At 70.5% G+C, this 22,437-nt stretch carries 25 protein-coding genes, 1 tRNA gene and 2 pseudogenes; 16 read left to right on the forward strand and 12 right to left on the reverse strand.

Annotation, left to right across the window (positions count from 1 at the left end; genetic code table 11):
* Positions 1-8: 8 nt before the first annotated feature.
* The 3 genes from AB0B57_RS27670 to AB0B57_RS27680 form a co-directional block, all read right to left on the reverse strand.
* Positions 9-578 (reverse strand): DNA-3-methyladenine glycosylase I, encoded by a 570-nt coding sequence (locus tag AB0B57_RS27670; protein ID WP_357075870.1) that lies wholly within the window; start codon positions 576-578, stop codon positions 9-11.
* A gap of 69 nt (positions 579-647) precedes the next feature.
* Positions 648-1,145 (reverse strand): SRPBCC family protein, encoded by a 498-nt coding sequence (locus AB0B57_RS27675; RefSeq protein WP_357075872.1) that lies wholly within the window; start codon positions 1,143-1,145, stop codon positions 648-650.
* Positions 1,142-1,786 carry a DivIVA domain-containing protein gene (locus AB0B57_RS27680; protein WP_357075875.1) on the reverse strand — a complete coding sequence of 215 codons (645 nt, stop codon included), beginning with the start codon at positions 1,784-1,786 and terminating at the stop codon, positions 1,142-1,144. The genes AB0B57_RS27675 and AB0B57_RS27680 overlap by 4 nt, the downstream gene beginning before the upstream one ends.
* 153 nt (positions 1,787-1,939) lie before the next feature.
* On the opposite strand from AB0B57_RS27680, the gene folP reads away from it, so the two are divergent.
* Positions 1,940-2,809 carry a dihydropteroate synthase gene (gene folP, locus AB0B57_RS27685; RefSeq protein WP_357075878.1) on the forward strand — a complete coding sequence of 290 codons (870 nt, stop codon included), beginning with the start codon at positions 1,940-1,942 and terminating at the stop codon, positions 2,807-2,809.
* A 72-nt stretch (positions 2,810-2,881) separates the two neighbouring features.
* Here the strand turns inward: folP and ndhC are convergent, their stop codons facing one another.
* Positions 2,882-3,259 (reverse strand): NADH-quinone oxidoreductase subunit A, encoded by a 378-nt coding sequence (ndhC, locus tag AB0B57_RS27690; protein WP_088986508.1) that lies wholly within the window; start codon positions 3,257-3,259, stop codon positions 2,882-2,884.
* Between the two features lie 128 nt (positions 3,260-3,387).
* Here ndhC and AB0B57_RS27695 point away from each other — a divergent pair, with 128 nt between their 5' ends.
* The 3 genes from AB0B57_RS27695 to AB0B57_RS27705 all read left to right on the forward strand — a co-directional run bounded on the left by AB0B57_RS27695 (position 3,388) and on the right by AB0B57_RS27705 (position 8,070).
* On the forward strand, positions 3,388-4,833 hold the full coding sequence (locus AB0B57_RS27695) for a hypothetical protein (RefSeq protein ID WP_357075882.1): 1,446 nt from the start codon (positions 3,388-3,390) through the stop codon (positions 4,831-4,833).
* Between the two features lie 362 nt (positions 4,834-5,195).
* The gene (locus tag AB0B57_RS27700; protein ID WP_357075885.1) at positions 5,196-7,043 is read left to right on the forward strand and encodes a 2-oxoacid:acceptor oxidoreductase subunit alpha; all 1,848 of its coding nucleotides are present in this window, start codon (positions 5,196-5,198) and stop codon (positions 7,041-7,043) included.
* The gene (locus tag AB0B57_RS27705; RefSeq protein WP_357075888.1) at positions 7,036-8,070 is read left to right on the forward strand and encodes a 2-oxoacid:ferredoxin oxidoreductase subunit beta; all 1,035 of its coding nucleotides are present in this window, start codon (positions 7,036-7,038) and stop codon (positions 8,068-8,070) included. Before AB0B57_RS27700 ends, AB0B57_RS27705 begins: the two co-directional genes overlap by 8 nt.
* Positions 8,071-8,140: 70 nt before the next feature.
* Here the strand turns inward: AB0B57_RS27705 and AB0B57_RS27710 are convergent, their stop codons facing one another.
* Entirely contained in the window at positions 8,141-8,785 is a 645-nt protein-coding gene (locus AB0B57_RS27710) for an NAD(P)H-dependent oxidoreductase (protein WP_357075891.1), read from the reverse strand.
* Between the two features lie 82 nt (positions 8,786-8,867).
* Here AB0B57_RS27710 and AB0B57_RS27715 point away from each other — a divergent pair, with 82 nt between their 5' ends.
* Positions 8,868-9,347, forward strand: coding sequence for a MarR family winged helix-turn-helix transcriptional regulator (locus AB0B57_RS27715; protein ID WP_357075894.1), 480 nt, complete (start codon positions 8,868-8,870; stop codon positions 9,345-9,347).
* 27 nt (positions 9,348-9,374) lie between these two features.
* Here the strand turns inward: AB0B57_RS27715 and AB0B57_RS27720 are convergent, their stop codons facing one another.
* Complete coding sequence (locus AB0B57_RS27720; protein WP_357075897.1) at positions 9,375-10,388, reverse strand: potassium channel family protein; 1,014 nt, start codon at positions 10,386-10,388, stop codon at positions 9,375-9,377.
* Positions 10,389-10,575: 187 nt separating this feature from the next.
* Between AB0B57_RS27720 and AB0B57_RS27725 the strand changes: the two genes are divergently transcribed.
* The 4 genes from AB0B57_RS27725 to AB0B57_RS27740 all read left to right on the forward strand — a co-directional run bounded on the left by AB0B57_RS27725 (position 10,576) and on the right by AB0B57_RS27740 (position 13,171).
* Positions 10,576-11,061: a helix-turn-helix transcriptional regulator gene (locus AB0B57_RS27725; protein ID WP_357075900.1), complete on the forward strand. Its 486-nt coding sequence runs from the start codon at positions 10,576-10,578 to the stop codon at positions 11,059-11,061.
* A gap of 135 nt (positions 11,062-11,196) precedes the next feature.
* The gene (locus AB0B57_RS27730) at positions 11,197-11,796 is read left to right on the forward strand and encodes an ATP-dependent Clp protease proteolytic subunit (RefSeq protein WP_357075903.1); all 600 of its coding nucleotides are present in this window, start codon (positions 11,197-11,199) and stop codon (positions 11,794-11,796) included.
* 83 nt (positions 11,797-11,879) lie between these two features.
* Positions 11,880-12,647, forward strand: a complete 768-nt coding sequence (locus AB0B57_RS27735) for a hypothetical protein (RefSeq protein ID WP_357075906.1) — start codon at positions 11,880-11,882, stop codon at positions 12,645-12,647.
* A 173-nt stretch (positions 12,648-12,820) separates the two neighbouring features.
* Positions 12,821-13,171 (forward strand): DoxX family protein, encoded by a 351-nt coding sequence (locus AB0B57_RS27740; RefSeq protein ID WP_357075909.1) that lies wholly within the window; start codon positions 12,821-12,823, stop codon positions 13,169-13,171.
* Here the strand turns inward: AB0B57_RS27740 and AB0B57_RS27745 are convergent.
* A complete protein-coding gene (locus AB0B57_RS27745; protein WP_357075912.1) occupies positions 13,159-13,659 on the reverse strand; it encodes a helix-turn-helix domain-containing protein in 501 nt (166 codons plus the stop codon). The genes AB0B57_RS27740 and AB0B57_RS27745 overlap by 13 nt on opposite strands.
* Before the next feature lie 35 nt (positions 13,660-13,694).
* Here AB0B57_RS27745 and AB0B57_RS27750 point away from each other — a divergent pair, with 35 nt between their 5' ends.
* The 3 genes from AB0B57_RS27750 (at position 13,695) to AB0B57_RS27760 (ending at position 15,471) form a co-directional block, all read left to right on the forward strand.
* Positions 13,695-14,579: an NAD(P)-binding domain-containing protein gene (locus AB0B57_RS27750; protein WP_357075915.1), complete on the forward strand. Its 885-nt coding sequence runs from the start codon at positions 13,695-13,697 to the stop codon at positions 14,577-14,579.
* Between the two features lie 59 nt (positions 14,580-14,638).
* Positions 14,639-14,980 carry a hypothetical protein gene (locus tag AB0B57_RS27755; RefSeq protein ID WP_357075918.1) on the forward strand — a complete coding sequence of 114 codons (342 nt, stop codon included), beginning with the start codon at positions 14,639-14,641 and terminating at the stop codon, positions 14,978-14,980.
* Between the two features lie 170 nt (positions 14,981-15,150).
* Positions 15,151-15,471, forward strand: coding sequence for a hypothetical protein (locus tag AB0B57_RS27760; RefSeq protein ID WP_357075921.1), 321 nt, complete (start codon positions 15,151-15,153; stop codon positions 15,469-15,471).
* Positions 15,472-15,890: 419 nt separating this feature from the next.
* Here AB0B57_RS27760 and AB0B57_RS27765 read toward each other — a convergent pair whose 3' ends face one another.
* Together AB0B57_RS27765 and AB0B57_RS27770 are read right to left on the reverse strand one after the other, a co-directional pair.
* The gene (locus AB0B57_RS27765; RefSeq protein ID WP_357075924.1) at positions 15,891-16,493 is read right to left on the reverse strand and encodes a TetR family transcriptional regulator; all 603 of its coding nucleotides are present in this window, start codon (positions 16,491-16,493) and stop codon (positions 15,891-15,893) included.
* Positions 16,477-18,105, reverse strand: coding sequence for an MFS transporter (locus tag AB0B57_RS27770; RefSeq protein ID WP_357075927.1), 1,629 nt, complete (start codon positions 18,103-18,105; stop codon positions 16,477-16,479). The genes AB0B57_RS27765 and AB0B57_RS27770 overlap by 17 nt, the downstream gene beginning before the upstream one ends.
* Positions 18,106-18,211: 106 nt before the next feature.
* Between AB0B57_RS27770 and AB0B57_RS27775 the strand changes: the two are divergent.
* Positions 18,212-18,322: pseudogene (locus AB0B57_RS27775) on the forward strand (site-specific integrase); the annotation flags it as partial.
* Positions 18,323-18,858: 536 nt separating this feature from the next.
* On the opposite strand, the gene AB0B57_RS27780 reads toward AB0B57_RS27775, so the two are convergent.
* Positions 18,859-19,545, reverse strand: coding sequence for a helix-turn-helix domain-containing protein (locus AB0B57_RS27780; RefSeq protein ID WP_357075930.1), 687 nt, complete (start codon positions 19,543-19,545; stop codon positions 18,859-18,861).
* A gap of 123 nt (positions 19,546-19,668) precedes the next feature.
* Between AB0B57_RS27780 and AB0B57_RS27785 the strand changes: the two genes are divergently transcribed.
* The 3 genes from AB0B57_RS27785 to AB0B57_RS27795 all read left to right on the forward strand — a co-directional run bounded on the left by AB0B57_RS27785 (position 19,669) and on the right by AB0B57_RS27795 (position 21,312).
* Entirely contained in the window at positions 19,669-20,322 is a 654-nt protein-coding gene (locus AB0B57_RS27785; protein ID WP_357075933.1) for an NAD(P)H-binding protein, read from the forward strand.
* A 150-nt stretch (positions 20,323-20,472) separates the two neighbouring features.
* Positions 20,473-21,156 (forward strand): SDR family NAD(P)-dependent oxidoreductase, encoded by a 684-nt coding sequence (locus AB0B57_RS27790; protein ID WP_357075936.1) that lies wholly within the window; start codon positions 20,473-20,475, stop codon positions 21,154-21,156.
* Between the two features lie 6 nt (positions 21,157-21,162).
* Positions 21,163-21,312 (forward strand): VOC family protein, encoded by a 150-nt coding sequence (locus AB0B57_RS27795; protein ID WP_357075939.1) that lies wholly within the window; start codon positions 21,163-21,165, stop codon positions 21,310-21,312.
* Positions 21,313-21,502: 190 nt separating this feature from the next.
* Here the strand turns inward: AB0B57_RS27795 and AB0B57_RS27800 are convergent.
* Both AB0B57_RS27800 and AB0B57_RS27805 read right to left on the reverse strand, forming a co-directional pair.
* Positions 21,503-21,575, reverse strand: a tRNA-Arg gene (locus tag AB0B57_RS27800).
* Positions 21,576-21,679: 104 nt separating this feature from the next.
* Positions 21,680-22,254: pseudogene (locus tag AB0B57_RS27805) on the reverse strand (transposase); the annotation flags it as partial.
* Positions 22,255-22,437 lie beyond the last annotated feature (183 nt).

Consider the following 22,437-nt stretch of genomic DNA (forward strand, 5'->3'; position numbering starts at 1 on the left):
GTCGCCGGTCAGCGGGTGACGTGACAGCCGACGATGTGATCGTCGACCATGCCGGTGGCCTGCATCAGCGCGTACGCGGTGGTCGGGCCGACGAACCGGAAGCCGCGCTTCTTGAGTGCCTTGGCCATCGCCGTCGACTCCGCGGTGATCGGCGCCAGCTCGGCGAATGAGGTGAGGCGGGCGGGCCGGGGCGCCGGGGCGAAGGACCAGAGCAGCGCGGACAGCCCTTCCGGCACCTCCAGGGCGGCGCGGGCATTGGCGATCGCCGCCTCGATCTTGGCCCGGTTGCGGACGATGCCGGCGTCGGCGAGCAGCCGGGTCACGTCGGCGTCGGAGTAGCCGGCGACCGTCGGAATGTGGAACTCGTCGAAGGCCAGCCGGAACGCCGGGCGCTTGCGCAGGATCGTCAGCCAGGACAACCCGGACTGGAACGCCTCAAGCGTCATCCGCTCGTACAGTGCGTCGTCGCCGTGCAGCGGCCGCCCCCACTCGGTGTCGTGGTAGACGGCGTAGTCGGGGGTGCTCGACCCCCAGGCGCAACGGGGCAGCCCGTCGGCACCGATCACCAGGTCAGTCACGTCGTACACGCTAGGGCATCGGTCCGACACCCCGTCGCCACCGCCGGGTTGGCAGGGTGCCGGTCGCGCTCAGGGCAGCCGGCCCTGCTCCACCAGACGGGCGAACCTCTTCAGCGCCTGGGTGAGGCCGAGCTTGGAGCCCGGCCAGAGCACCGGCCACGCCAGTCGACCGGCCCGGCCGCCCGGCAGGTGGAACCACTCGTGCCAGACGACCTGGGTGCGGTCCCGGCCCAACTGCGTGCAGCGCAGCACACCCGGGCCGCGCAGCAACTGGCCGTAGTGCACCACGCCGATCTCGTACGGCTCGTCGACGCGGGTCACCCGCATCTCGTCGCGCAGCACGGCCCGGCCGATCGCGGTCACGGCCTCGATCCGGCTGCCCTCGCGCCCGTCGCCCTCGACCACGCGGACGCGGGTGAACGGGATCCAGTCGGACTGACGCTCCCAGGCGAGCAGGGCGGCGAAGACCCGCTCGGCCGGGGCGTCGACGATCACGGTGGCGGTTACCTCACCAGCACCGGGGTGGGCGGCCTCACGAAGATCGTCCGCCCCGCCCGGCCCGGTCACGCCGACTCCGACCGAACCGTCGCGCCGTGTTGCCCGGTGCCGGCGGCGGGCGCGCCGTCGGTCTGCTCACGATCGGCCGGCTCGTCGCTCGGGGGAACGACGGCCACGCCGTCGGAATCCGCGGGTGACGAGGTGGCGGTGGGCAGCGGACCCGTGCCGGTCGCGCCGACCGGCGCAGCTCCGGAGCCCGCCTCGTCGGTCGACGAGACCGCCGCGACGTCGGACTCCGCGACGTCGGGCTGGGCCGCGTCGGGCTGGGCCGCGTCCGCGGACGCCGCCTTGCTGGCGGACTGTTCGCGGGCGTCACGCAGCACGTCCGCGTCGTCGGTGCGGCCCTCACGCAACGCGGCGACCTCCGCCTCCAGTACGCCGATCAGCTCCGACTTGTAGCCGATGTCGTAGGCGGCACGGCGCATCGCCTGATCGACCTGGGACATCCGGTACCCGCGCAGAGCGGTGTCGAAACGGACCGCGCCCACGTCGGACTCACGCAGTGGTCGGGTGCCGGGCAACGCCACGGCCTGCGAATCCGGCTCGGCGGGCACCAGACCGGGATCACGGCCGCTGACCAGCACCGTCACGCCGAATACGACCGCCGCGACCGTCAACGCCACGACCAGGAGGAGCAGAAGCTGACCCATGTACTGATCGTGGCACGGCAGCCGGCCGGTAGCGACCCCGCCACCCGTCCCGATCACGATCCGTACCGACGCCGCCCACGGTCGCGGCCCGGCTACCAGCTAGCGTCGGGGTCGGCCGACGCGGCGGCGACGGCGGACTCTCGGGAGGCGGGCATGGCCGGGGCGCTTCGGCTGGGCGGGCGCACGTTCGCCCCCGACGAGCTGGTGGTGATGGCGATCATCAACCGCACACCGGACTCGTTCTTCGACCGGGGGGCCACCTTCGCCGCCGACAGCGCTCTGCGTGCGGTGGAGCGGGCCGTGGCCGAGGGCGCGGCGATCATCGACATCGGCGGGGTCAAGGCGGGCCCCGGCGTGGAGGTGGACGTCGTCGAGGAGATCCGCCGCACGGTGGACACCATCGCCACCGTCCGGGCCGCGTTCCCCGAGGTGGTGATCTCGATCGACACCTGGCGCGCCGAGGTGGCGACGGAGGCCGTGGCGGCCGGCGCCGACCTGCTCAACGACACCTGGTCGGGTGCCGACCCGGCCCTGGCCCGGGTGGCCGCGCGGACCGGCGCGGGCCTGGTCTGCGCGCACGCCGGCGGCCTGGTCCCCCGGACCAGACCGCACCGCGCCGCCTTCACCGACGTGGTCGCCGACGTCGTCGCGACGGTGACCGGCCTCGCTGAGCGCGCGGTGGCGGCCGGGGTACGCCCCGACGGCATCCTCATCGACCCGGCGCACGACTTCGGCAAGAACACCCGGCACTCCCTGGAGATCACTCGCCGACTGGGCGAGCTGACCGGCACCGGCTGGCCGGTGCTGGTGGCGCTCTCCAACAAGGACTTCATCGGTGAGTCGCTGGACCTGCCGGTGCCCGAACGGCTGGAGGGGACGCTCGCCGCGACGGCGGTCTCGGCCTGGTTGGGCGCCCGGGTGTTCCGGGCCCACCAGGTCGGCCCGACCCGCCGGGTGCTGGACATGGTGGCCTCGATCCGGGGCGACCGCCCGCCGGCGGCGACCCGCCGCGGCCTGGCCTGACTGTCCGGTCGTCGCCGCACCCGACCGCCGACGGTCGGGCCGACCCGGCACGATCGCCGCAGGTCGGGGCGCTCAGGTCCAGCGGAGGATGTTCCGGCGCCAGGCGTAGAGGATGCCGAGCGCGAGCACCGCCACGAACACCGCCATCTCCACCACCGTCACCAGACCGAAGCCCGGCCGGTCGAAGACCACCGCCCACGGGAAGAGGAACACCGCCTCGACCGCGAACAGCACGTACAGGTACGCGTACACGTAGTAGCGGATCTGCATCTGTGCCCAGTCCGCGCCGACCGGGTCGAGCCCGCACTCGTAGCTGGCCCGCTTGCCGGGCGGGTCGGCCGGACGCGCGGGGCGTAACACCCGGTTGGCCGAGAACGCCGTAACAAAGAACAGAACGCTGGCGAGCAGCAAGAGACCGAGCGTCGCGTACGAGCCCAGGTATCCGGTCACAGTCGGGAGCCTACCGCCCGCCCGGAGTGGCCGTCCCAAACACGTTACGGATTTGTTTCCACACGGGACTAGTGCACCGGGGCAACTGTTACGGATATTGGACCCCCACCCATGTCACCGGAGGACAGATGGCCCGCCTGAAGGCATCGCCCGGTACGCGGGCGGTTGGGCCGCGCCCCACGTCCCTGCTGGCGGTCTCGCTCGCGCTCGGTCTGCTCGCGGCGCTCGCCGTTGGGCCGGCCTGGGCCAGCGCGGCGGCACCGGACGCGGTCCCGGTCGTGTTGTCGACCGACCCGGTCAACGAACCGGGGGGCGACCCCGGGGCCACCCCGACGCAGGACCCGCCGCCGACCGAGGAACCGAGCGGGGACCCGGTGCCGACCAACCCGGCGCCGGAGACCACCGCGGCGCCACCGGAGACGACGCCACCGGCGCCGGAGACCACCGCGCCAGAGGTGCCGCCGGCACCGAGCAACGCCGCGCCCGGGCCGGGCGGAGCACCCACACCGGTGCCCCCGGTGCCGCCGGCTCCCCCGGTCCCGTCGGTCCGCCCGCCGGCCCCGGGTCCGGAGGCACCGCCGCCGAACCCGCTCGGCGTGCAGGTCACCACCCAGGACGTCACCCTCACCGAGGCGTACTGGAACGCGGCCAGCTCGGCCGCCACCCTCCAGGTGACTGTCAACAACACCGGCACGACGGCACAACGCATCCGCCTCTCGTACACGCTGCCGGCCGGGCTGACCGACGCCGGGACGAAGGGCTGCACCGCCGCCGGCGGCGGCGCGTACTCCTGTGGGGCCTGGACGACCGGAGCCGGCGCCCGGTTCAGCGCCCTGCTCCGCCTGCGGGTCGACGGCACCGCGTGGCAGAGGATGCCTCTCGCCGGCTCCGTCCGGGTCGTCGCGGACGCGCCGGGCGTGCCCAGGGAAGCGGTCGACGACCAGGGTTTCGCGGTGCTCTTCCCGCCCGGCCCGCCGGTGCCCGGGATCACGCTGGCCGCCGACGAGGTCGCCTTCGACATCAGCGGCGCCGCCAGTGCCCTCGCGCTCCGGCTGGGCAACACCGGCACGGTGGACGCCGCCGGTCAGGTCGAGGTCGTCCTGCCGGCCGGGGTGACCGTCCCGACCCCGCCGCCCGGCTGCGTGGCGGTCGACGAGACCAGGACCCGGTGCGACGCGGGCCCGGTGCCGGCGGGCGAGACCGTCGAGTTGCGGCTGCCGGTGGAGGCGACGCCGCAGGCCCAGCGGGAAGCGCCGTCGTCCGGTGCCCTGATCGGTCGACTCGACCCGCGCAGCGGCCCGACCCGGCAGGTGCAGATGAGCTTCCGGATCACCGCGGCGGCCGCGCTGGCCACACCGGTGGTCTCACCACCCGCGCCGACCGGCTCCCAGGGCGTACTCCCCGGGGGTGTCGCCGCCGGCGACGACGGGATGACCTCGGTGCAGCGCACCGCGGTCCTCCTGATCGTGGTGTCCGGCCTGCTGGTGGTGCTGGCTCTCACCCTGGCCACCACGGCGCTGCGCCGCCGGTTCTCCGGCTCCAGGCCCGAGCCCGCGCCCCACGCCGCCGACTGATCGACGGGCGACCCCGACCGCGCGTGCTCGGGGTCGCCGGGGTCGCCGAGTGGTGATCTGAATTACGGCGGGCGGTGCGTAAGACCGCAAACCAGGGCATTCCCTAGCCCAGGGTGGTCCCAGTCGGCGGACCTCCGGCAGTGGTTAGGGCCCCCTTAGACGTAGGCTCTCGGGTGAGGGTACGACAGCGGCCGGACTCGCCTGAGGCGGTGCGGTGAAACGTCGCGTCAAGGAGGTTCCGTGGCCGGGCAAGGCGAGGTCACCATCATGTTCAGCCGCCCGTGCGCCCGCGCGCAGCGAGGCGTGAGTGCGAGGAGTGAGCCGGTCTTGCCAGCCCCGCAGTCGCGAACGAAGGTGGCACAGTGACCAAGCAGATCCGTCAGCTCGACCGGGTCGTCATCCGGTTCGCCGGTGACTCCGGCGACGGCATGCAGTTGACCGGCGACCGGTTCACCTCGGAGACGGCGCAGCTCGGCAACGACATCTCCACGCTGCCCAACTTCCCCGCCGAGATCCGGGCTCCCGCCGGCACCCTGCCCGGTGTGTCGAGCTTCCAGGTGCACTTCGCCGACTACGACATCCTCACCCCGGGCGACGCGCCCAACGTGCTGGTGGCGATGAACCCGGCGGCCCTCAAGGCCAACCTGGCCGACCTGCCGCGCGGCGCGGACATCATCGTCAACACCGACGAGTTCACCAGGCGCAACCTCGCCAAGGTCGGCTACCAGGCCAGCCCGTTGGACGACGACTCGCTGGCGGGTTACGTCGTGCACCCGGTGGCGCTGACCTCGATGACGGTCGGCGCGCTCGCCGACTACCAGGTGTCCAAGAAGGACGCCGAGCGGTCGAAGAACATGTTCGCCCTCGGCCTGCTCTCCTGGATGTACTCGCGACCGTACGAGTCGACGCTACGCTTCCTGGAGCGCAAGTTCGCGTCCCGCCCGGAGCTGGTCGCGGCGAACGTCGCCGCCTTCAAGGCCGGCTGGAACTTCGGCGAGACCACCGAGGACTTCGGGGTCCGCTACGAGGTCAAGCCGGCCAAGATGAAGCCGGGCACCTACCGCAACATCACCGGCAACGCGGCGCTCTCGCTGGGGCTGGTCGCCGCCGGGGTCCGCTCCGGGCTGCCGGTCTTCCTCGGCGCGTACCCGATCACTCCGGCGTCGGACATCCTGCACGAGCTGAGCAAGCACAAGCGCTTCGGCGTGCTCACCGTGCAGGCCGAAGACGAGATCGCCGCGGTCGGCGCGGCGCTTGGCGCGTCGTACGGCGGGTCGCTCGGCGTGACCACCACCAGCGGCCCGGGTGTGGCACTCAAGAGCGAGACGATCTCGCTGGCGGTGGCGCTGGAGCTGCCGCTGGTGATCGTGGACGTGCAGCGCGCCGGCCCGTCGACCGGCATGCCGACCAAGACCGAGCAGGCCGACCTCAACATGGCGCTCTACGGTCGGCACGGAGAGGCACCGGTCGCGGTGATCGCGCCCCGGTCACCATCGGACTGCTTCTTCGCGGCGTTGGAGGCGGCCCGGATCGCGCTGACCTACCGCACGCCGGTGATCCTGCTGTCCGACAACTACGTGGCCAACGGCTCGGAGCCGTGGCTGCTGCCCGACGTGGAGTCGCTGCCCGACCTGCGGGTCGAGTTCGCCACCGAGCCCAACGGCGACGACGGCACCACCTTCCTGCCCTACCTGCGCGACCCGGAGACCCTGGCCCGCCCGTGGGCGATCCCCGGCACCGCCGGGCTGGAGCACCGCATCGGCGGCCTGGAGAAGGCCGACAAGACCGGTGACATCTCCTACGACCCGGCCAACCACGACTTCATGGTGCGCACCCGCGCCGCCCGGATCGAGGCGATCCCGGTGCCGGACATCGAGGTGGAGGACCCGGACGGCGACGCCCGGGTGCTGGTCCTCGGCTGGGGCTCGACGTACGGGCCGATCGGCGCGGCCTGCCGTGGGGTGCGCCAGCGCGGCCTGTCCATCGCCCAGGCGCACCTGCGGCACCTGGCCCCGATGCCGGCCAACCTCGGTGCGGTGCTGCGCTCGTACGACAAGGTGGTCATCCCGGAGATGAACCTGGGCCAGCTCGCCCACGTCATCCGGGCCCGCTACCTGGTCGACGCGATCAGCTACAACCAGGTCCGTGGCCTGCCGTTCACGGCCGCCGAGCTGGAGACGACGCTGGAAGAGGTCCTGAAGAATGTCTGAGCCCGTCGCCCTCAAGCTCACCGCGAAGGACTTCAAGTCCGACCAGGAGGTGCGTTGGTGCCCCGGCTGTGGTGACTACGCCATCCTGGCGGCCATCCAGCAGTTCATGCCGGAGCTGAACATCCCGCGGGAGCGCACCGTCTTCGTCTCCGGGATCGGCTGCTCGTCCCGCTTCCCGTACTACATGAACACGTACGGGATGCACTCGATCCACGGCCGTGCCCCGGCGATCGCGACCGGCCTGTCGGTGTCCCGACCGGACCTGTCGGTCTGGGTGGTCACCGGTGACGGCGACGCGCTGTCCATCGGCGGCAACCACCTGATCCACGCGTTGCGGCGCAACGTCAACCTCAAGATCCTGCTGTTCAACAACCGGATCTACGGTCTGACCAAGGGTCAGTACTCGCCGACCTCCGAGGTCGGCAAGGTCACCAAGTCGACCCCGGCCGGCTCGGCGGACGCCCCGTTCAACCCGCTCTCGCTCGCCCTCGGCGCGGAGGCCAGCTTCGTCGGCCGAACCATCGACTCGGACCGCAAGCACCTGCAGTCGGTGCTGCGGGCCGCCGCCGAGCACAAGGGTTCGGCGTTCGTGGAGATCTACCAGAACTGCAACATCTTCAACGACGGGGCGTTCGAGCAGCTCAAGGACCCGTCCACCCGGGACGACTACCTGATCCGCCTGGAGCACGGCCAGCCGATCACCTTCGGCGCCGACGGGCAGTTCTGCGTGGTGCACCCGCCGGGTGGCTTCGGCCTGGAGGTCCGGGAGACCAGTTCGGTCCGCCCGGAGGAGATCGTCGTGCACGACGCGACGGTGACCGACCCGGCGTACGCCTTCGCGCTGTCCCGGTTGCCCGGCCTGGACCTGCGCAACACCCCGATCGGGGTGTTCCGCTCGGTGGACCGACCGTCCTACGACAGCGTGGTGCAGGGTCAGCTCGCGGCCGCCAGGGCGACTGTCACCGAGACCCCCGAGCAGCAGCTCGCCGGCCTGCTGGGCAGCGGCGACACCTGGACCATTCTCTGACCCGTCCGACCTGACGAGAGCGGCCGTCCCCGATCCGGGGGCGGCCGCTCTCGTTCGTACCGGTGCTGGCTCAGCGCTGGGCGGCGGCCGGCGTCCAGAGGTTGTCGATCTCCTTCTCGGTGGCCGCGAGGCTCGCCTCGTGCAGCGGGATCAGCTCGGCCATCGCCGGCACCGAGGGCGCCAGGGTCAGCTCGGTGCTGATGAAGCGCGGCTCCAGCCCGGTCATCGACAGGCCGTGCGGGAGCCACTGCTCGGCGTGGTCCCATCCGTGCCGTGGGGTGCCCTCGCCGTAGCCGCCACCCCGGGTGGCCAGCACCACGAACTCGCGGCCGCCGAGCAGGCCCTCCTGCGTCGTCGGGTCGTAGGTGAGCCCGGCGACGATCAGGTGGTCGACCCAGGACTTGACGCTGCTGGGTGCGCCGTAGTTGTAGAGCGGCAGGCCGAGCAGCACCACGTCGGCCTGCTTCACCTCGTCGACCAGCCGCTCGCTGAGCTCCCAGGACTCGCGCTGTGCCGGGGTGTGCTGGTCCGCGGGCGTCATCCGGGCCAGGCCGCCCGCCGCGTCCAGGTGGGGCAGCGGATCCGCGCCCAGGTCCCGGTAGGTCACCGTGCCATCCGGATGGGCCGCACGCCACGTGGCGACCGCGCGGGCGGTGAGCCGGCGGCTGACCGACCAGTCACCCCGAATGCTCGAGTCGATATGCAGCAAATGCATTATTCCTCCTCCAAGGATCGTCTGTGCAGCACCAACTATTTATAGCAGGCCGATGTTCCGTCGGGTCGGTAGACTGGGTCACATGTCCGCGCAGCCGCTCGACTCCGCAGAGCACCGCTCGGGCGCCCTCCTGGACCATCTGGCCCGACGGATGCGACTGCGGTCGGAGTCGGTGCTGGCACCGCTGGGGCTACGCCCCCGGCACCTGGTCGCGCTCACCGTGCTGCGCGCTGGCGGCGGCACCGGCCAACAGGCGCTCGCCACGATCCTGGAAATGGACAGCACCAACATCGTCGGGCTGCTCAACGACCTGGAGGCGGAGCAGCTGGTGGAGCGTCGGCGCTCCCCCGAGGATCGCCGCCGGCACGTCGTCGAGCTCACCGAAAACGGGGCGAAACGCCTCAACGAGGCCGAATGTGCCCTGGCCAGTGCCGAGGACGAGGTGCTGGGCGCTCTGGATCCCGCCGAGCGGGAGACGCTCTACAAGCTGCTGAGCCGGGCCTCCAGCGGCACGTCGGTCAGCTGCACCGAGGTGCTCAGCGGCACCGACGACACCTGCTGACCAGCCGCCACCACAGCCGCCCGACGATCAGGCGGTCGTCGCCGACTGCGGGCGGTCGTCGCGTACGTGCACCAGCATGTCGCCGGTCTCGATCACCGCGCCGGCCCGGTCGGCCAGGGTGACCACCTTGCCGCGGCGCACCAGAGCGATCACCAACGATTCCAGTTCGCGTGGTGAACGGCCCACCTCGTCCCGCTCCGCCGAGCGCATCGCCAACGCCATGCCCTGACCCGGAGTGAGCAGATCCTCCACCACGTCGATCAGCGGCGGGGCCGAGGTGGACAGGCCGAGCAGCCGGCCCGCGGTGGCCGACGAGACGATCACGTGATGCGCGCCACTCTGCTTGAGCAGGGGCGCGTTCTCCGCCTCGCGGGCCGCCGCGATGATCCGGACCTGCCCGGCGGTGAGCTGCCGTACGGTGAGCGCGACGAGCACCGACGCGTCGTCACTGTCGGTCGCGATGATCACGGCCTTGGCGTTCTTGACGTGCGCCTCGTTCAGCACCGACGAGCGGGTCGCCGAGCCCTCGATCGCCACCAGACCGGCGGAGGTGGCCTGCCGCAGGGCGGCCGCGCTGCGCTCCACCACCACGATCCGCGACCGGTCCAGACCATTCTCCAGCAGCGCGGAGACCGCGCTCCGCCCCTTCGTGCCGTAGCCGCAGATGATGACGTGGTCCTTCACGCTTCTCCTCCACCGCGACAGGCGACGGCCGGTCCGGTACTGCTCGGTCAGAACTTCCAGGGTGGTGCCGACCAGGATGATCAGGAAGATCACTCGGGCCGGAGTGATGAAGAGGACGTTGACCAGCCGGGCCGACGGCGCGGCCGGCGTGATGTCGCCGTAGCCGGTGGTGGAGAGCGACACGACCGCGTAGTAGAAGCAGTCGAGCAGGGTGAGGCCGTCCTCGTTGACATCGCGGTAGCCGTCCCGGCCCAGATAGACCGCGGCGACCACGGCGAAGACCAGGCCCAGGGCGGCGGCGAGCCGCAGGCTCAGCGCGCTCAGCGGGCCCCGGCGCTGCGCGGGAAAATGGATCACCGTCGAACCTGCCCCGCCACCGTCGCCTGCACGAGCACAACATAGCGGGTACGCCGTGCCCGGCACGTCCGGGTTGCGCAGCGGACCAGCGTCGCCGAGCGGCGCGGGCCCGGACGGGTCGGCCCGGACGGCCGGAGACGGGCATGATGAGGATGTTCCCGACGACGACCGCGAAAGTGAGGCCGGCATGTCGTTGCTGCGACGAGTCATCGGCGGAGTGCTCCGCCGACTGCGCCAGAGCCAGGGCCGAACACTGCGTGAGGTGGCCGCGTCCGCCGGTGTCTCCGTGCCCTACCTGTCCGAGGTCGAGCGCGGTCGCAAGGAGGCCTCCTCGGAGGTGCTCGCGGCGATCTGCCGGGCGCTCGGCATCCGCCTCTCCGACCTGCTGGAGGCGGCCCGCGACGACCTGCGCCGGGTGGAGCCTCGGGTCCCGGCCGGGCCACGGGCGCAACTCCCCCGACTCGACCGCGCCGAGGCGGCTCGGCACGACACGGGCCAGCACGCACTGCGGACGAGCCGGCCGGTCCTGCACCGGACGCCCGGGGCGAGCGGCCCGACCCTCTGCGTCGGGGCGATGGCCTCCGCCGGTGGCTCGCGCTCCGGTCCGCGTACCGCCGCTCTGCGTGCCTGTGCGGGAGCCCGGGCGGGCGCGCGGCGGGTGATCGCCGCGTAGGCCGCGCGCGTTCTGCCGTCGGCGGATCTGCCGGCGGCAGAATCACTGGGCCAACGCCCACTGTCGCCGCACGCTGGAGGGGCCGGTCCACCGGGCGGTCCCACCGCTCGCCGGCACGGTGGAAGGCGGCGACCGATGATCTCCCACGGCGTGTGGATGGTGGACGGCGCGCAGCCGTCCTTCGGCGACCAGGTGTTCGAGCGGCTGCTGCGGGAACGGATCGTCTTCCTCGGCACCGAGGTGACCGAGGAGTCGGCCAACCAGATCTGTGCGCAGATCCTGCTGCTCGCCGCGGAGGACGCCGACCGCGACATCTTCCTCTACATCAACTCGCCGGGCGGGTCGGTGAGCGCGGGGATGGCGGTCTACGACACGATGCGCTACGTCCGCAACGACGTGGCCACCCTGGCGCTCGGGTTCGCCGGCTCGATGGGGCAGTTCCTGCTCTGCGCGGGCGCGGCCGGCAAACGCTACGCGCTGCCGCACTCGCGGATCATGATGCACCAGCCGTCCGGTGGAATGGGCGGCACCGCCTCGGACATCAGGATCCAGGCGGAGAACATGCTGTACGTGAAGCGGACGATGCAGGAGCTGATCGCCCAACACAGTGGACGGACGCTTGAGGAAATCCAGCGGGACTGGGACCGGGACCGGTGGTTCACCGCCGAACAGGCCCGGGACTACGGCCTCATCGACCAGGTGCTCAGCCGGGCCGAGCAGCTGCCGACAGCCTGATCCCCGCGACTGGACCCACCCTGACCTGCGGCGCCGCCACCACGGGCAAAACCGGGTAGCGGCCGCCCATTAGGGTCACGTCTATGCGCCGATTGATACCCACCCTTTCGATAGCCCTCGCCGTCGCCCTCGTTGGCGGCTGCGGCACCAACTCCGACAAGCCGGCGACGCCCGGTGGGTCGGCCGCCCCGGCGACGTCCAAAGCCGACCCCGTTGCCGCCGTCAAGCAGGGCATGGACCGCAGCCTCGCTGGCGCGCTCAGCATGCAGGCCTCGGTCAAGGCCGGCGCCCAGTCGATCACCCTCAGCGGAAAGATGGACCCGGCCGCCCGCGCGGTCCAGATCAGCGGTAAGGCTCCGGAGCCGATCGAGGTGCGGATGATCGGCGACGCCGCCTACCTCAAGTCGGACTCGCTCGAAGGCAAGAAGCCCTGGATGAAGATCGACCTCAGCAAGCTCAAGCCGAGCAGCACGCTGCGCCAGTCGTTCGACTTCAAGTCGCAGACCGGCCTCATCGGCGGCACCGTGTCCGCCCAGGAGACCGGCGAGGGCCGCTACACCGGCGTCGCCGATCTCAACAAGGCCGCCGCGGCGGCCAGCACCGAGGCCGGAATGAAGGACGGCATCGAGGCGTCCGCCAAGTTGGCGAAGGACCCGACGGCGATCCCGTTCGAGGCGACCCTCGACGCCGACGGACGCATGACCATGCTCTCCTACACGATTGCCACGAAGTCGCTGGGTGACCTCGTCACCGAGATGCGGATGAGCGACTTCGGCAAGCCGGTCACTGTGGAAGCTCCGCCGGCCGGCGAGACCGAGGCGGCCTCCGCCGAGATGTACGCGTTCCTCTGACCGGCCGACACATCGTCGGCACAGGCGTGGGCTGCGGGTCTCCCGCAGCCCACGCTGCGTCTGACGCCCGACCCGAGCCGGCATGGCACCCGCTGTGCCGCAGGTCACAGCGCTGCCGGTAACAGACCGCGGCACCGATCCGTCCCTGAGGCAGACAACCACAGGGAGGGCACATGTTCGCCGCTTACGTCACGGTCACGATTCTCGCCTCGGTCTTCACCGGCATCGCCGCCGTCACCTACCTGATCGGCCACGCCTATCCGAAGGCCCAGGCCGACATGAAGCGCCTGCCACACTCGTGGCTGCCCCGGCTGGGCCTGACGCTGGCGGCGGGCTCCCTGGGGCTGCTGGCCGGGTTCGCCGTACCGCTGCTGGGCACACTCGCCGCCGCCGGCCTCGTGCTGTACTTCGTGGGCGCGCTCATCGCCCACCTGCGGGTGGGTTCCCGCCACCTCGTGGGGTGGGCGGTCTTCTTCTTCACCACTGTGGCGGCGCTGACGGTGAACCTGGCCTACCACTGGTGAACCGTGCCGCCGGGCCGCCCGGGCCACGGTTCACCAGCGGTAGCCACTTTTTTGTGGGTACTTGTCGGCGCGTCGAGTGCGGGTGAGTCTGGTTGTGGGTGGTCGCGGGGCCGGGTCTTCGGGGAGGTGGGCGACGGTGCGGGAGGTCCCTCGGCCACGGTGAGCTTCTCCAGGCGACGGTGGCCCCAGTCGGAAACGGGAGCCAACGCCTCGGCGAGATCCCGGCCGAACGCGGTCAGGGAGTAGACGGTCTTCAACGGCAGCACCTCGTGCACCTCCCGGTGCACCAGTCCGTCCGCCTCCATCTCGCGGAGCGCCTGAGTCAACACCTTCTCGGTGAGGCCCGGCAGTTGCCGGCGCAGCTCGCCGGGACGGTGCGGACCGGATTCCAGCAGCCAGAGCAGAGATGTCTTCCACCTGCCGTCGATCACGGCGATCGCGGCGGTCACTCCGCAAACGTTGAGGTCCTGCGCACGACTGCGCGTCATCTTCGCTGTCTTCCTACACCTCTGGGAGTTGAAGCATGCCCTCGTACTCCGAAAAGTCTGTCACGGTGCTCGGCCTGGGGCCGATGGGGCGGGCCCTGGCCGGCGCGTTCCTGGACGCCGGCCTGCCGACCACGGTCTGGAACCGGACCCCGGGCCGAGGTCGCGACCTGGTCGAGCGAGGCGCCACCGCCGCCCGATCGGCCGAGGAGGCGGTCGCCGCGAGTGGGCTGACCGTGGTCTGCGTGGTCAACTACGACGCGTCGGACGCCATCCTGAGACGCGACGCGGTCACCGCCGCGCTCCAGGGACGCACGGTGGCGAACCTGACCGCGGACACTCCCGACCGGGCCCGGGACACCGCGCAGTGGGCGGCCGGGCACGACATCGGGTACCTGGACGGCGCCATCATGACGCCGACCACCACCATCGGAACGCCGGCCGGCGTGTTCATCCACAGTGGCCCGACAGCGCTCTACCAGGAGCACCGGCCGGTGCTGGACGCGCTGGACGGCACCCATACCCACCTCGGCGAGGACATCGGCCGGGCCGCGGCGTACGACGTCGCGTTGCTCGACATCTTCTGGACCGCGATGGCGGGCTACGCGCACGCCCTGGCGGTGGCCCGGGCGGAGGGTGTCACCGCGCGGGAGTTGGCACCGTTCGCCATGCGCATCGGCGCGATCCTTCCGCCCATCTTCGAGCAGACCGCCGAGGAGGTGGAGAGTGGCAGCTTCTCCGGCGAGGACAACCCGATCACCTCCGCCGTCTCGTCCATGGCCCACATCGTCCACACCTCCGAGGCGCACGGCATCGACGCGGGAGTGATGCGTGCCGCCGAGGGCATGGCCCGTCGCGCGATCGGGCTGGGCCACGGCACCGACGGCTTCATCCGGGTCGCCGAGGTGCTGGGGCGGCGCTGAGGGTCGGCCGGCATCCCCTCTCTGGCGGTCGCCATCCCTGCCGGCCCTAAACTCGCCGGATGGGTGTCGATGTCGAGCTGATCCGAATCGAGCAGCAGGGCACGAGCCCGCGCAGACGTCGCGAGTCGCAGGTTGCGGCGATCGGTGACGTGGACTTTCACCTCGCCACGGTGCTGGAGCGGGTCCAGCGTCAGGGGAGGACGCCGATGCTGGACCGGATCGACCCCTACGGCCTGCTGGAACTCACGTCGGTGGAGATGTCGCAGTTCCTCAGTGAGCTGGGTGTCCTTGTCGAGTCGGCGGAGGGTGCGGGTGAGGAGCGGATCCTCGATGCCGTACGGCGCCTGGCCGAGAGATGTCGGGACAGTGCGACTCTGTGCCTGCGCTTCGTCGGTGACTAGATCATCGGCATTGTTTCGCCGCGCTGGCTTAGGGGTGAACAGCGGGCGGAGTGCGTACGACGGCCTCCGATTCTTCGACGTCTCGTAGCTTTCGGCAATGCCCTTGGTGCGGCTGACCGGCGCCACACGGCTTTCCGCCCACGGACCTCTCGGGCCGGAGGCAGCTTCGCGTGGCGTCGGCATTCCGCGGCGCCCGAGTCCCCGCAGCCGACCAAACCGCCCTCGTTCGTTCCGCCGCGCTGACCGGGTACAACTTCCGACAGTGCCGACACCGGATCTTCGGTACCGTCCGCCTCGTGAACCCTGCTTCGAGTCGCGCGTCCAAGCATCGCACGCTCGGAAACGTGGTCCTTGGCTCCGGCCTCCTGGTCTCGGCCATCACCCTGTCGACCGACACCGTGGCCACCGAGCCGCACATCCTCGCGGGCCTCCTCGTAGCCACCGGGATCGGGCTACGCGTCGAAGCAGCGATCATCGAATCCCGGTCATGACGACAGGCCCAGATCCTGGTACGCGCGAACAAGCTTTCGCCTCAGCGGCGGCCCACTGAGCCTTCACGGTCCGGTGCCGTGGGCGACCACTCCGGGCGGCGGGGGGCGCCAGTCGACCGGTTCGGCGTTGACGTCGACGGGCAGCTGTTCCGCAGCGACCGGGCAACGCCGTGGTGGTGTCGCCGACGTACCCCCGGGCCTGGGAGGAGGTGCGGACGCTGAGCCTGACCCCGGACCGGGAGGCGTCTGCCCTGGTTGGGGCGGCCTTACGGTCTGCCAGACCTCACGTCGGTGGAGATGCCTCAGTTCCTCGGTGAGCTGAGTGTCCTTGTCGAACAGGCGGAGGGTGCGGGTGTGAAGGGTTGCGCCGTCGGTGCGGGATGGAGCGCCAGATATTCAGCGATCGTGAGATGGCTTGTTCATAGCGAGAGTCCAGCCTCCAGGTGTTCGAAAGCCTGGTCCATGGTCGTGGGCAGGTCGGCGGTCGGGTTGTCGGCGAGGGTGGCGAGGGTGGCCATCATGGCGCCGATGGCGGCGCCGGCGATGGTGCGGACGGCGAGGTCGTCGCGTGCGCGTCCGGTGCGTTCGGCGATGGCGTCAGCGAGGAGTTGCAGCGCCTGGGAGTACTGGTCGAGCATGGCGGCTCGCAGCGCGGGTTCGACGGTGATGAGGGAGACCCGATCGCGCATCTGCTGGTGTTGCTCGGGTGGGAGCTGAGTGAAGTGCTGGCGGAATGTGGCGCGGATGGCCTGGATGGGTGAGAGTTCGCTCGGTTGGTCGAGGAGGATCTGGGCGATCAGTGGGTCGAAATCGTCTTGGAGTACGACGTCTTCCTTGGTGGGGAAGTATCGGAAGAAGGTTGTCTCGGAGACCTCGGCGGCGTTGATGATCTGTTCGATCGTGGTGTCCTGGTAGCCGTGTTGGCGAAACAGCCGTAGGGCGTGGGACTGAATGGCGGCGCGGGTCCTGGCTTTCTTGCGTTCGCGCAGGCCCGGCGTTGGGTAGTTAGCCCGCGATGGCATGTGCGGAAGCCTCCTTCGACGTCCGGCCAGCGCCGGTGCTCTGGTCGGAATCCCGGTGGGGAAGAAATGCTGCGGCGGCGACCGCGCCGACGACAGCGATGCCCGCGCAGACCAGCAGCGAGACGCTCAGCCCGTCCACAAAGGCGACGCGGGATGCGTGTTCGAGGGTGGGTGAGCCGATCTCGCGAGCGACCGCGATGCCTTCGGACAGGCTCCGGCGGGCTGCCTGTGCGGCAGGTGCGGGGACGCCGTCGAAGTTGGCGCTGTCGAGGCGTGCGTGGTAGACGGCGACGAGCACGCTGCCCATGATGGCAGTGCCGAGCGGACCGCTGGTCTTGTTGAACGCCTGGACCACCGCGGACTCGGTTCCGCTGCGTTCCACCGACAAGCCGGACAGCGCGGCGGCCGTCGCGGCGACCAGCGCCAGGCCGGTGCCCAGGCCGACGACGGCCGTCCAGCCCGCGACGAACCCGATGCCCGCGGTGAGGCTGGTCCCGGCGCCCACTCCCAGACCAACGGCGAGGAGTACGAAGCCTGCGGTGGCAGTAATCCGTGCGCCGAAGGCGCGGGTGAGCCGGCTCGCCAGCCCCGCGCCGAGAACCATCCCCCCGATAAGGGGAAGCAGGCGCAGTCCGGAGCCGAGGGTGTCGACGCCTCGGATGTCCTGGAAGTACTGGGGCATGGTGAACAGCACTCCGATCATGGCCAGACCCGCGACCGCGGTGAGGACGGCGCCCCACACGAACGAAGCGGACCCGAACAGCGCCGAGTCGATCAACGGCTGACCACCGGGCTGATGTCCGAGCCGGCGTTCCCATGCGGCGAACCCAGCGAGGACAGCGGCGCCGGCGACGATCGACACCAGCACGACAGGGTTGCGCCAACTCTTCTCGGCAGCTTCGACGAGGCCGTAGATCACTAGCGCCAGTCCCAGCGTCGAGCCGACCGTACCGAGTGGGTCCAGTCCGGGCCGCTGTGCCGCTCGTGACTCTGGAACGAGTGCGGCGCCCACCGCCACGGCGAGCAGGACGACCGGCACGTTGATCAGGAAGACCCACCCCCACCAGAAACTTGACAGCATCCAGCCACCCAGGATCGGGCCGAGTGGCAGGGCGATGAAGTTGGCTGCCTGGTAGATGCCGACGGCTTTGGGGCGCTCCTGCTCGTCGAACAGGACGATCAGGGCGGACAGCGCCATGACCGTGATTCCGGCACCGGCCAGGCCCTGCAGGAGCCGGCCGGCCAGGAAGACGCCCACCGACGTGGCGTACGCGCAGATCGCCGAGCCCAGCCCGAAGGCGAGCAGTGACGAGAGCATGACCTTCTTGCGGCCGAAGCGGTCACCAACCAGACCGGCCGGCAACACGGCCGCGGCCAGGACGAGCAGGTAGCCCGCCGAGAACCAGACCAGATCGGCCTGCGAGGCATCGAGTTCCTCCGCCAGTGTCGGCAGCGCCACCGACAGGACTGTGCCGTCCAGACTCACCGTGAGCACGCTCAAGCTGACGGCTCCCAGCGCCAACCATCGGCTCGACTCGGCCTTCTTCATGGGTGCCACCCTCCTACAAGTGCTACCTCCGAATAAAGGTAACCTCCACATTGCGGAAGTCAAGCCAGGAACGCATCGCAAGCGGCGGATGGGTTCCGACTGCGAGACGCTGGCGCATCGGCACGGACAACGTCATCACGTCGGGCAGGGCTGAGCCGACACCGGGCGCACGCCGCACACCTCCCGCAAGACGATCGCCACCCTGATCGACAAGGAGGCTGGCGCCAAGCACGCAGCAGCCCAGTTCGGGCACGCCACCGAGCAGGTCACCGCCAGGCACGAGGGTCGCTCTCGTGACGTCGCCGGACCGCATAGACACACAGCGAACCGTCCTCGACATGCCGCAGCGCGGACCCGACCGCCCACTAGCGTGACCGCTGGTTCTTGGGGGTGATTCACATTGCATAGATGAGCATCAAGTCCCTGGCCCGCTTGTCGCCGGCAACTGGGCGGCCTTACGACCCGCGGCAGGCCGGGTGACGCCTGAGCTGGCGACCGGGCGTTTTGCTGCCCCCGCCAACACGCCCGGGACGATCTCCAAGGGGAGCTCGTGCGCCCACCGTGCACCCAAAGCCGCCGAGCCCATGATCAAGGATCTCTGTTTTGCCTGGCGCCCCCGGCTGGAGACAAGCCTGCAGGGCTTGCCCGTGGCGTCGCCCGCGTTGAGCTGGGCCGATGCGCGGTCTGACCTCGTGTTCGAGCTGCCAAGACGGTTGCAGGTTGGCGGTTCCGGAGGGGCGCTTCGTGCGCTGACGGCCAGGCGTTGGGAACGCACTCGTCCGGCATGACGGTCACCGGCTCGGCGCGTCCGGGTAGTCAGTCGGTGCCGCCGAGGCGGAGCATGGCGCGGTAGAGCTGCGTGGGGGTCAGGGGCGGTTCGGGGAGCGGGTGGGCGCGCTCGGCGCGGAAGCCGTCGAGCATCAGGTACAGGTGGCGGCGCCAGGCGTGCGGGGCGATCCCGTCGGTCGCCTCGATGATCCGGCTGTGGGACCAGATGACGAAGGCGAGGTCCTCGGGTACCAGGTCGGGCCGGAGGTGGCCCTGCTCTCGCGCCCGTTCGACGATGCGCACGCCGAGGTCATGGATCCGGGTCTGCTGGCCGGCCAGGCAGGCGTTCTCTGGCAGCCGGATCGAGGCGAAGTCGTTGAAGCCTCGGTCGCGGGCCTGGAGTTCGCACATGGTTTCCAGGAACAGGCACAGCCCTTCCCATGCGTCGTCCATGCTCAGGGCCTGCTCGGCGGCGGCGACCCAGATCGCGAGCTTGCCGGCGAAGACCTCCTGCACTAGGTCCAGCCGGGCGGGGAAGTGGTTGTAGAGCGTGCCGATGGCCACCCCGGCGCGCTTGGCGACCTGCTCCAGCGACGCCTGCATCCCGTGCTCGGCGAACACGGCCCGGGCGGCGGCCAGCAGCAAATCGCGATTGCGCTGAGCATCGCGGCGCAGCCGCCGGGCGGGAGCGGAGGCCGCGGTCGCGGTCGCGACTGGTGCGCGTTCAGGGGGCATGCTCCACAGCCTACCAACTTGAGGGATGCCTCGACTTCCGTGCTACGCTCGCCACAAGGTGAGGCCATCCTCATTTTGTGGAGTCGTGCCGCGATTCGGCTCTGACCAGGCTCGGGAGACTTGATGAAACTGACCATCTTCGGTGCCAGCGGTCGCACCGGCATGCACCTGGCCGAGCAGGCACTCGCCGCCGGGCACGACGTGGTGGCGCTGATGCGCAATCCGGCGAAACTGACCCTGCGCCACGAACGGCTGCGGGTCGCGCAGGGCGAGCTGACCGACGAGGCGGCCGTCGCCGACGCCGTCCGGGGCGCCGACGCCGTCCTCGCCGCCCTGAGCCCCAAGATCTTCGGCGGGCCCCGGGACCTGCCCCTCGCGTCGGGAACGGGCACCATCCTGGCCGCGATGCGCACCTACGGCATCAGCAGGCTCATCTATAGCTGGGGACCAAGCATCATGATTCCCCGCAACCCGCTGCTGGGCGCGGTGCGCAGCGCGAGCTTCGCCCTGCTCGGGCGGCTACCCGCCACCCGCTCCATGGTCAACGAGACGGTCAAGGTGGGCCAGGCCATTCGCGGCTCGGATCGAGACTGGACCATCGTGGTCGTCACCGCGCCCCACGACGAGCCCGGCTCGGGAAGGGTCAAGGTGCGCACCGGGACCGGAACCGGAGACCGGGTCGGCTCACGCATCTCTCGGGCCGACCTCGCGCAGTTCATGCTCACTCAGGCCGACGACCTGCGATACGCGCAGCAGGAGCTGCGGATCAGCAACTGACACCAGCACGGCACGCCGCCGCCGCGCAGTTATCCGCGGCGCCCCGCCTGCACCTCGTGCGCCTCCCCAACTCGAGCGGCACGCGGTCCCGACCGAATCCCGCTGTTCACCACCCTTGTTCACCACGCTGTTGTCACCGAAGGAGAAGTTGTGCCTACCATCGCCATCATGGGTGCCGGTCCCGGAATGGGGCTCGCCATCGCCCAGACCTTCGGCAAGGAAGGCCACCAGGTCGCGCTGCTGTCGCGTACCCCGGCCAAGCTGGACCCGGTCGTGGCCGAACTGACCGGCCAGGGCGTCGAAGCGGCGGCCTTCGCCGCCGACGTGCTTGACCGGCCATCGATCGTCTCCGGCCTCGCGGCGGTCAAGCAGCAATTCGGGCAGATCGACGTCCTCGAATACTCGCCGGCCAACTCGGCGCTGCCGATGGCTTCCTCCACCGAGCTGACCCACGACAACGTGCAGATCCAGCTCGACTTCTACGTGCACGGCGCCGTGGCGGCGGTCAACGAGGTGTTGCCGGAGATGCTCGCCCGAGGCTCGGGCACGATCCTGTTCACCACCGGCGCCTCGTCCGTGCGCCCGGAGATGGGTCACGACATGTTCGGCAACGTCGCCCCGGCGGCGGCGTGGCTGCGCAACTGGGCCCACGGCCTGCACGCCGCCACCGCTCCCCGAGGAGTACAGGTCGGCCACATAGCGATCGGCGCGTGGATCGGCCGCCAACCGGGTGCCACCGCACCGGAAGAGATCGCGCCGCTTTACTGGGAACTGCACACCCAACACGACCAGATCGAAAAGATCTTCTTCCCCAGCGACCAACCCGCCTCCTGAGCGCACATGGTTGAGCCGTCCGCCCCTCGACGGGCCGCAGCGCGCCGGCCGCATGATGCGGCCGGCGCGACGGTGATCCGCGAGGAGCGGTACGGCGACGTCCTCGGCCACGTCGTCATGCAGGACCCGGAAGGCAACGAGTTCCGCGTCGCTTGAGCGGTGGTTGGCGCCGCATCCAGCATCCGGAAGCAGCGATCCGGGCGCGCGCGGGGGCCCGTGCATCGAGCCAAGGCAAGGATGCCCCGGCCACTCGGCCGAGGCATCCTTGATCGTCTACACGAATGCGAAAACAGCCTCCACTGTCAGTGGTCGGTGGGTCGCGTTGCGCGTTTGCAGTTCTGTGACGTGCCCCCGGCAGGATTCGAACCTGCGACACACGGTTTAGGAAACCGATGCTCTATCCCCTGAGCTACGGGGGCGCGAGTGGTCAGTGTAACGACCTGCGGGTTCACCTGGGGTGGCAGGGAGTAGCCCGCGTTCACCCGCGTCACCCGGACCCCTGTTCGCCCAGCCCAGGGAGTCTCTACGCGAGTTCGCACGGCGCTACCTCTGCTGATCTTGTTTGTTTCGCCTGGTAGGGGGTCTTGTCGCGAATGCAGGCCCAGAGGACGTTGAGGCGTTGTCTGGACAGGGGGCGGTGGCTTGGCGGTGGGTCTTTCCCTCGGCCCTCTTCTTGTCGTAGTAGGCGCGTGACCGTGGACAGTGGGTCAGCGCGGTGAAACTGGACATGCTGAACACCCGGCGTAGGCCCCGGTGGTAGCGGTGGGGCCGAACCTGATGACCCTGCCTGCGGCCGGAGTCGCGTGAGATCGGCGCGAGCCCGGCGTGCGCGGCGAGCGCCGCAGCGCTCGGGTAGGTGGTGAGGGTGCCAGCGTGGGCGAGGAACTCGGCGGCGAGGGTGGTGCCGATACCGGGCAGGCTGGTGACGATCTCTCCCAACTCGTCGGCCGTCGGGGTGGACGCGTCGGTGGGATGGGCGTCGCGGTAGCGGCGCAGCAGTCGGTTACGTAGGTGGCTGTCGCCGCCGGTGATCAGATTGGTCAAGATGGCGTCCTTGTCCCGGGCGGGTAGCCCGACGACCCAGGTGCGTAGTTGCGCGGCGGTCACTCCCACGCCGCATGCCCGGATACCGGGCGCTCGGCTTCACCAGAACATGAGCGCATCCGATCGCGATCATCACTGCGTGGTAGAACGAGTAACAGGGAGCGGTAAGCCGCCGGCTGATCCGCCTCGCTCAGTACCAACGCGGCGGGCCTCCCATGCCCACGTAGAGCGCCCGTC

The organism is Micromonospora sp. NPDC049101 (assembly GCF_040648675.1).
Lineage (GTDB): Bacteria > Actinomycetota > Actinomycetes > Mycobacteriales > Micromonosporaceae > Micromonospora.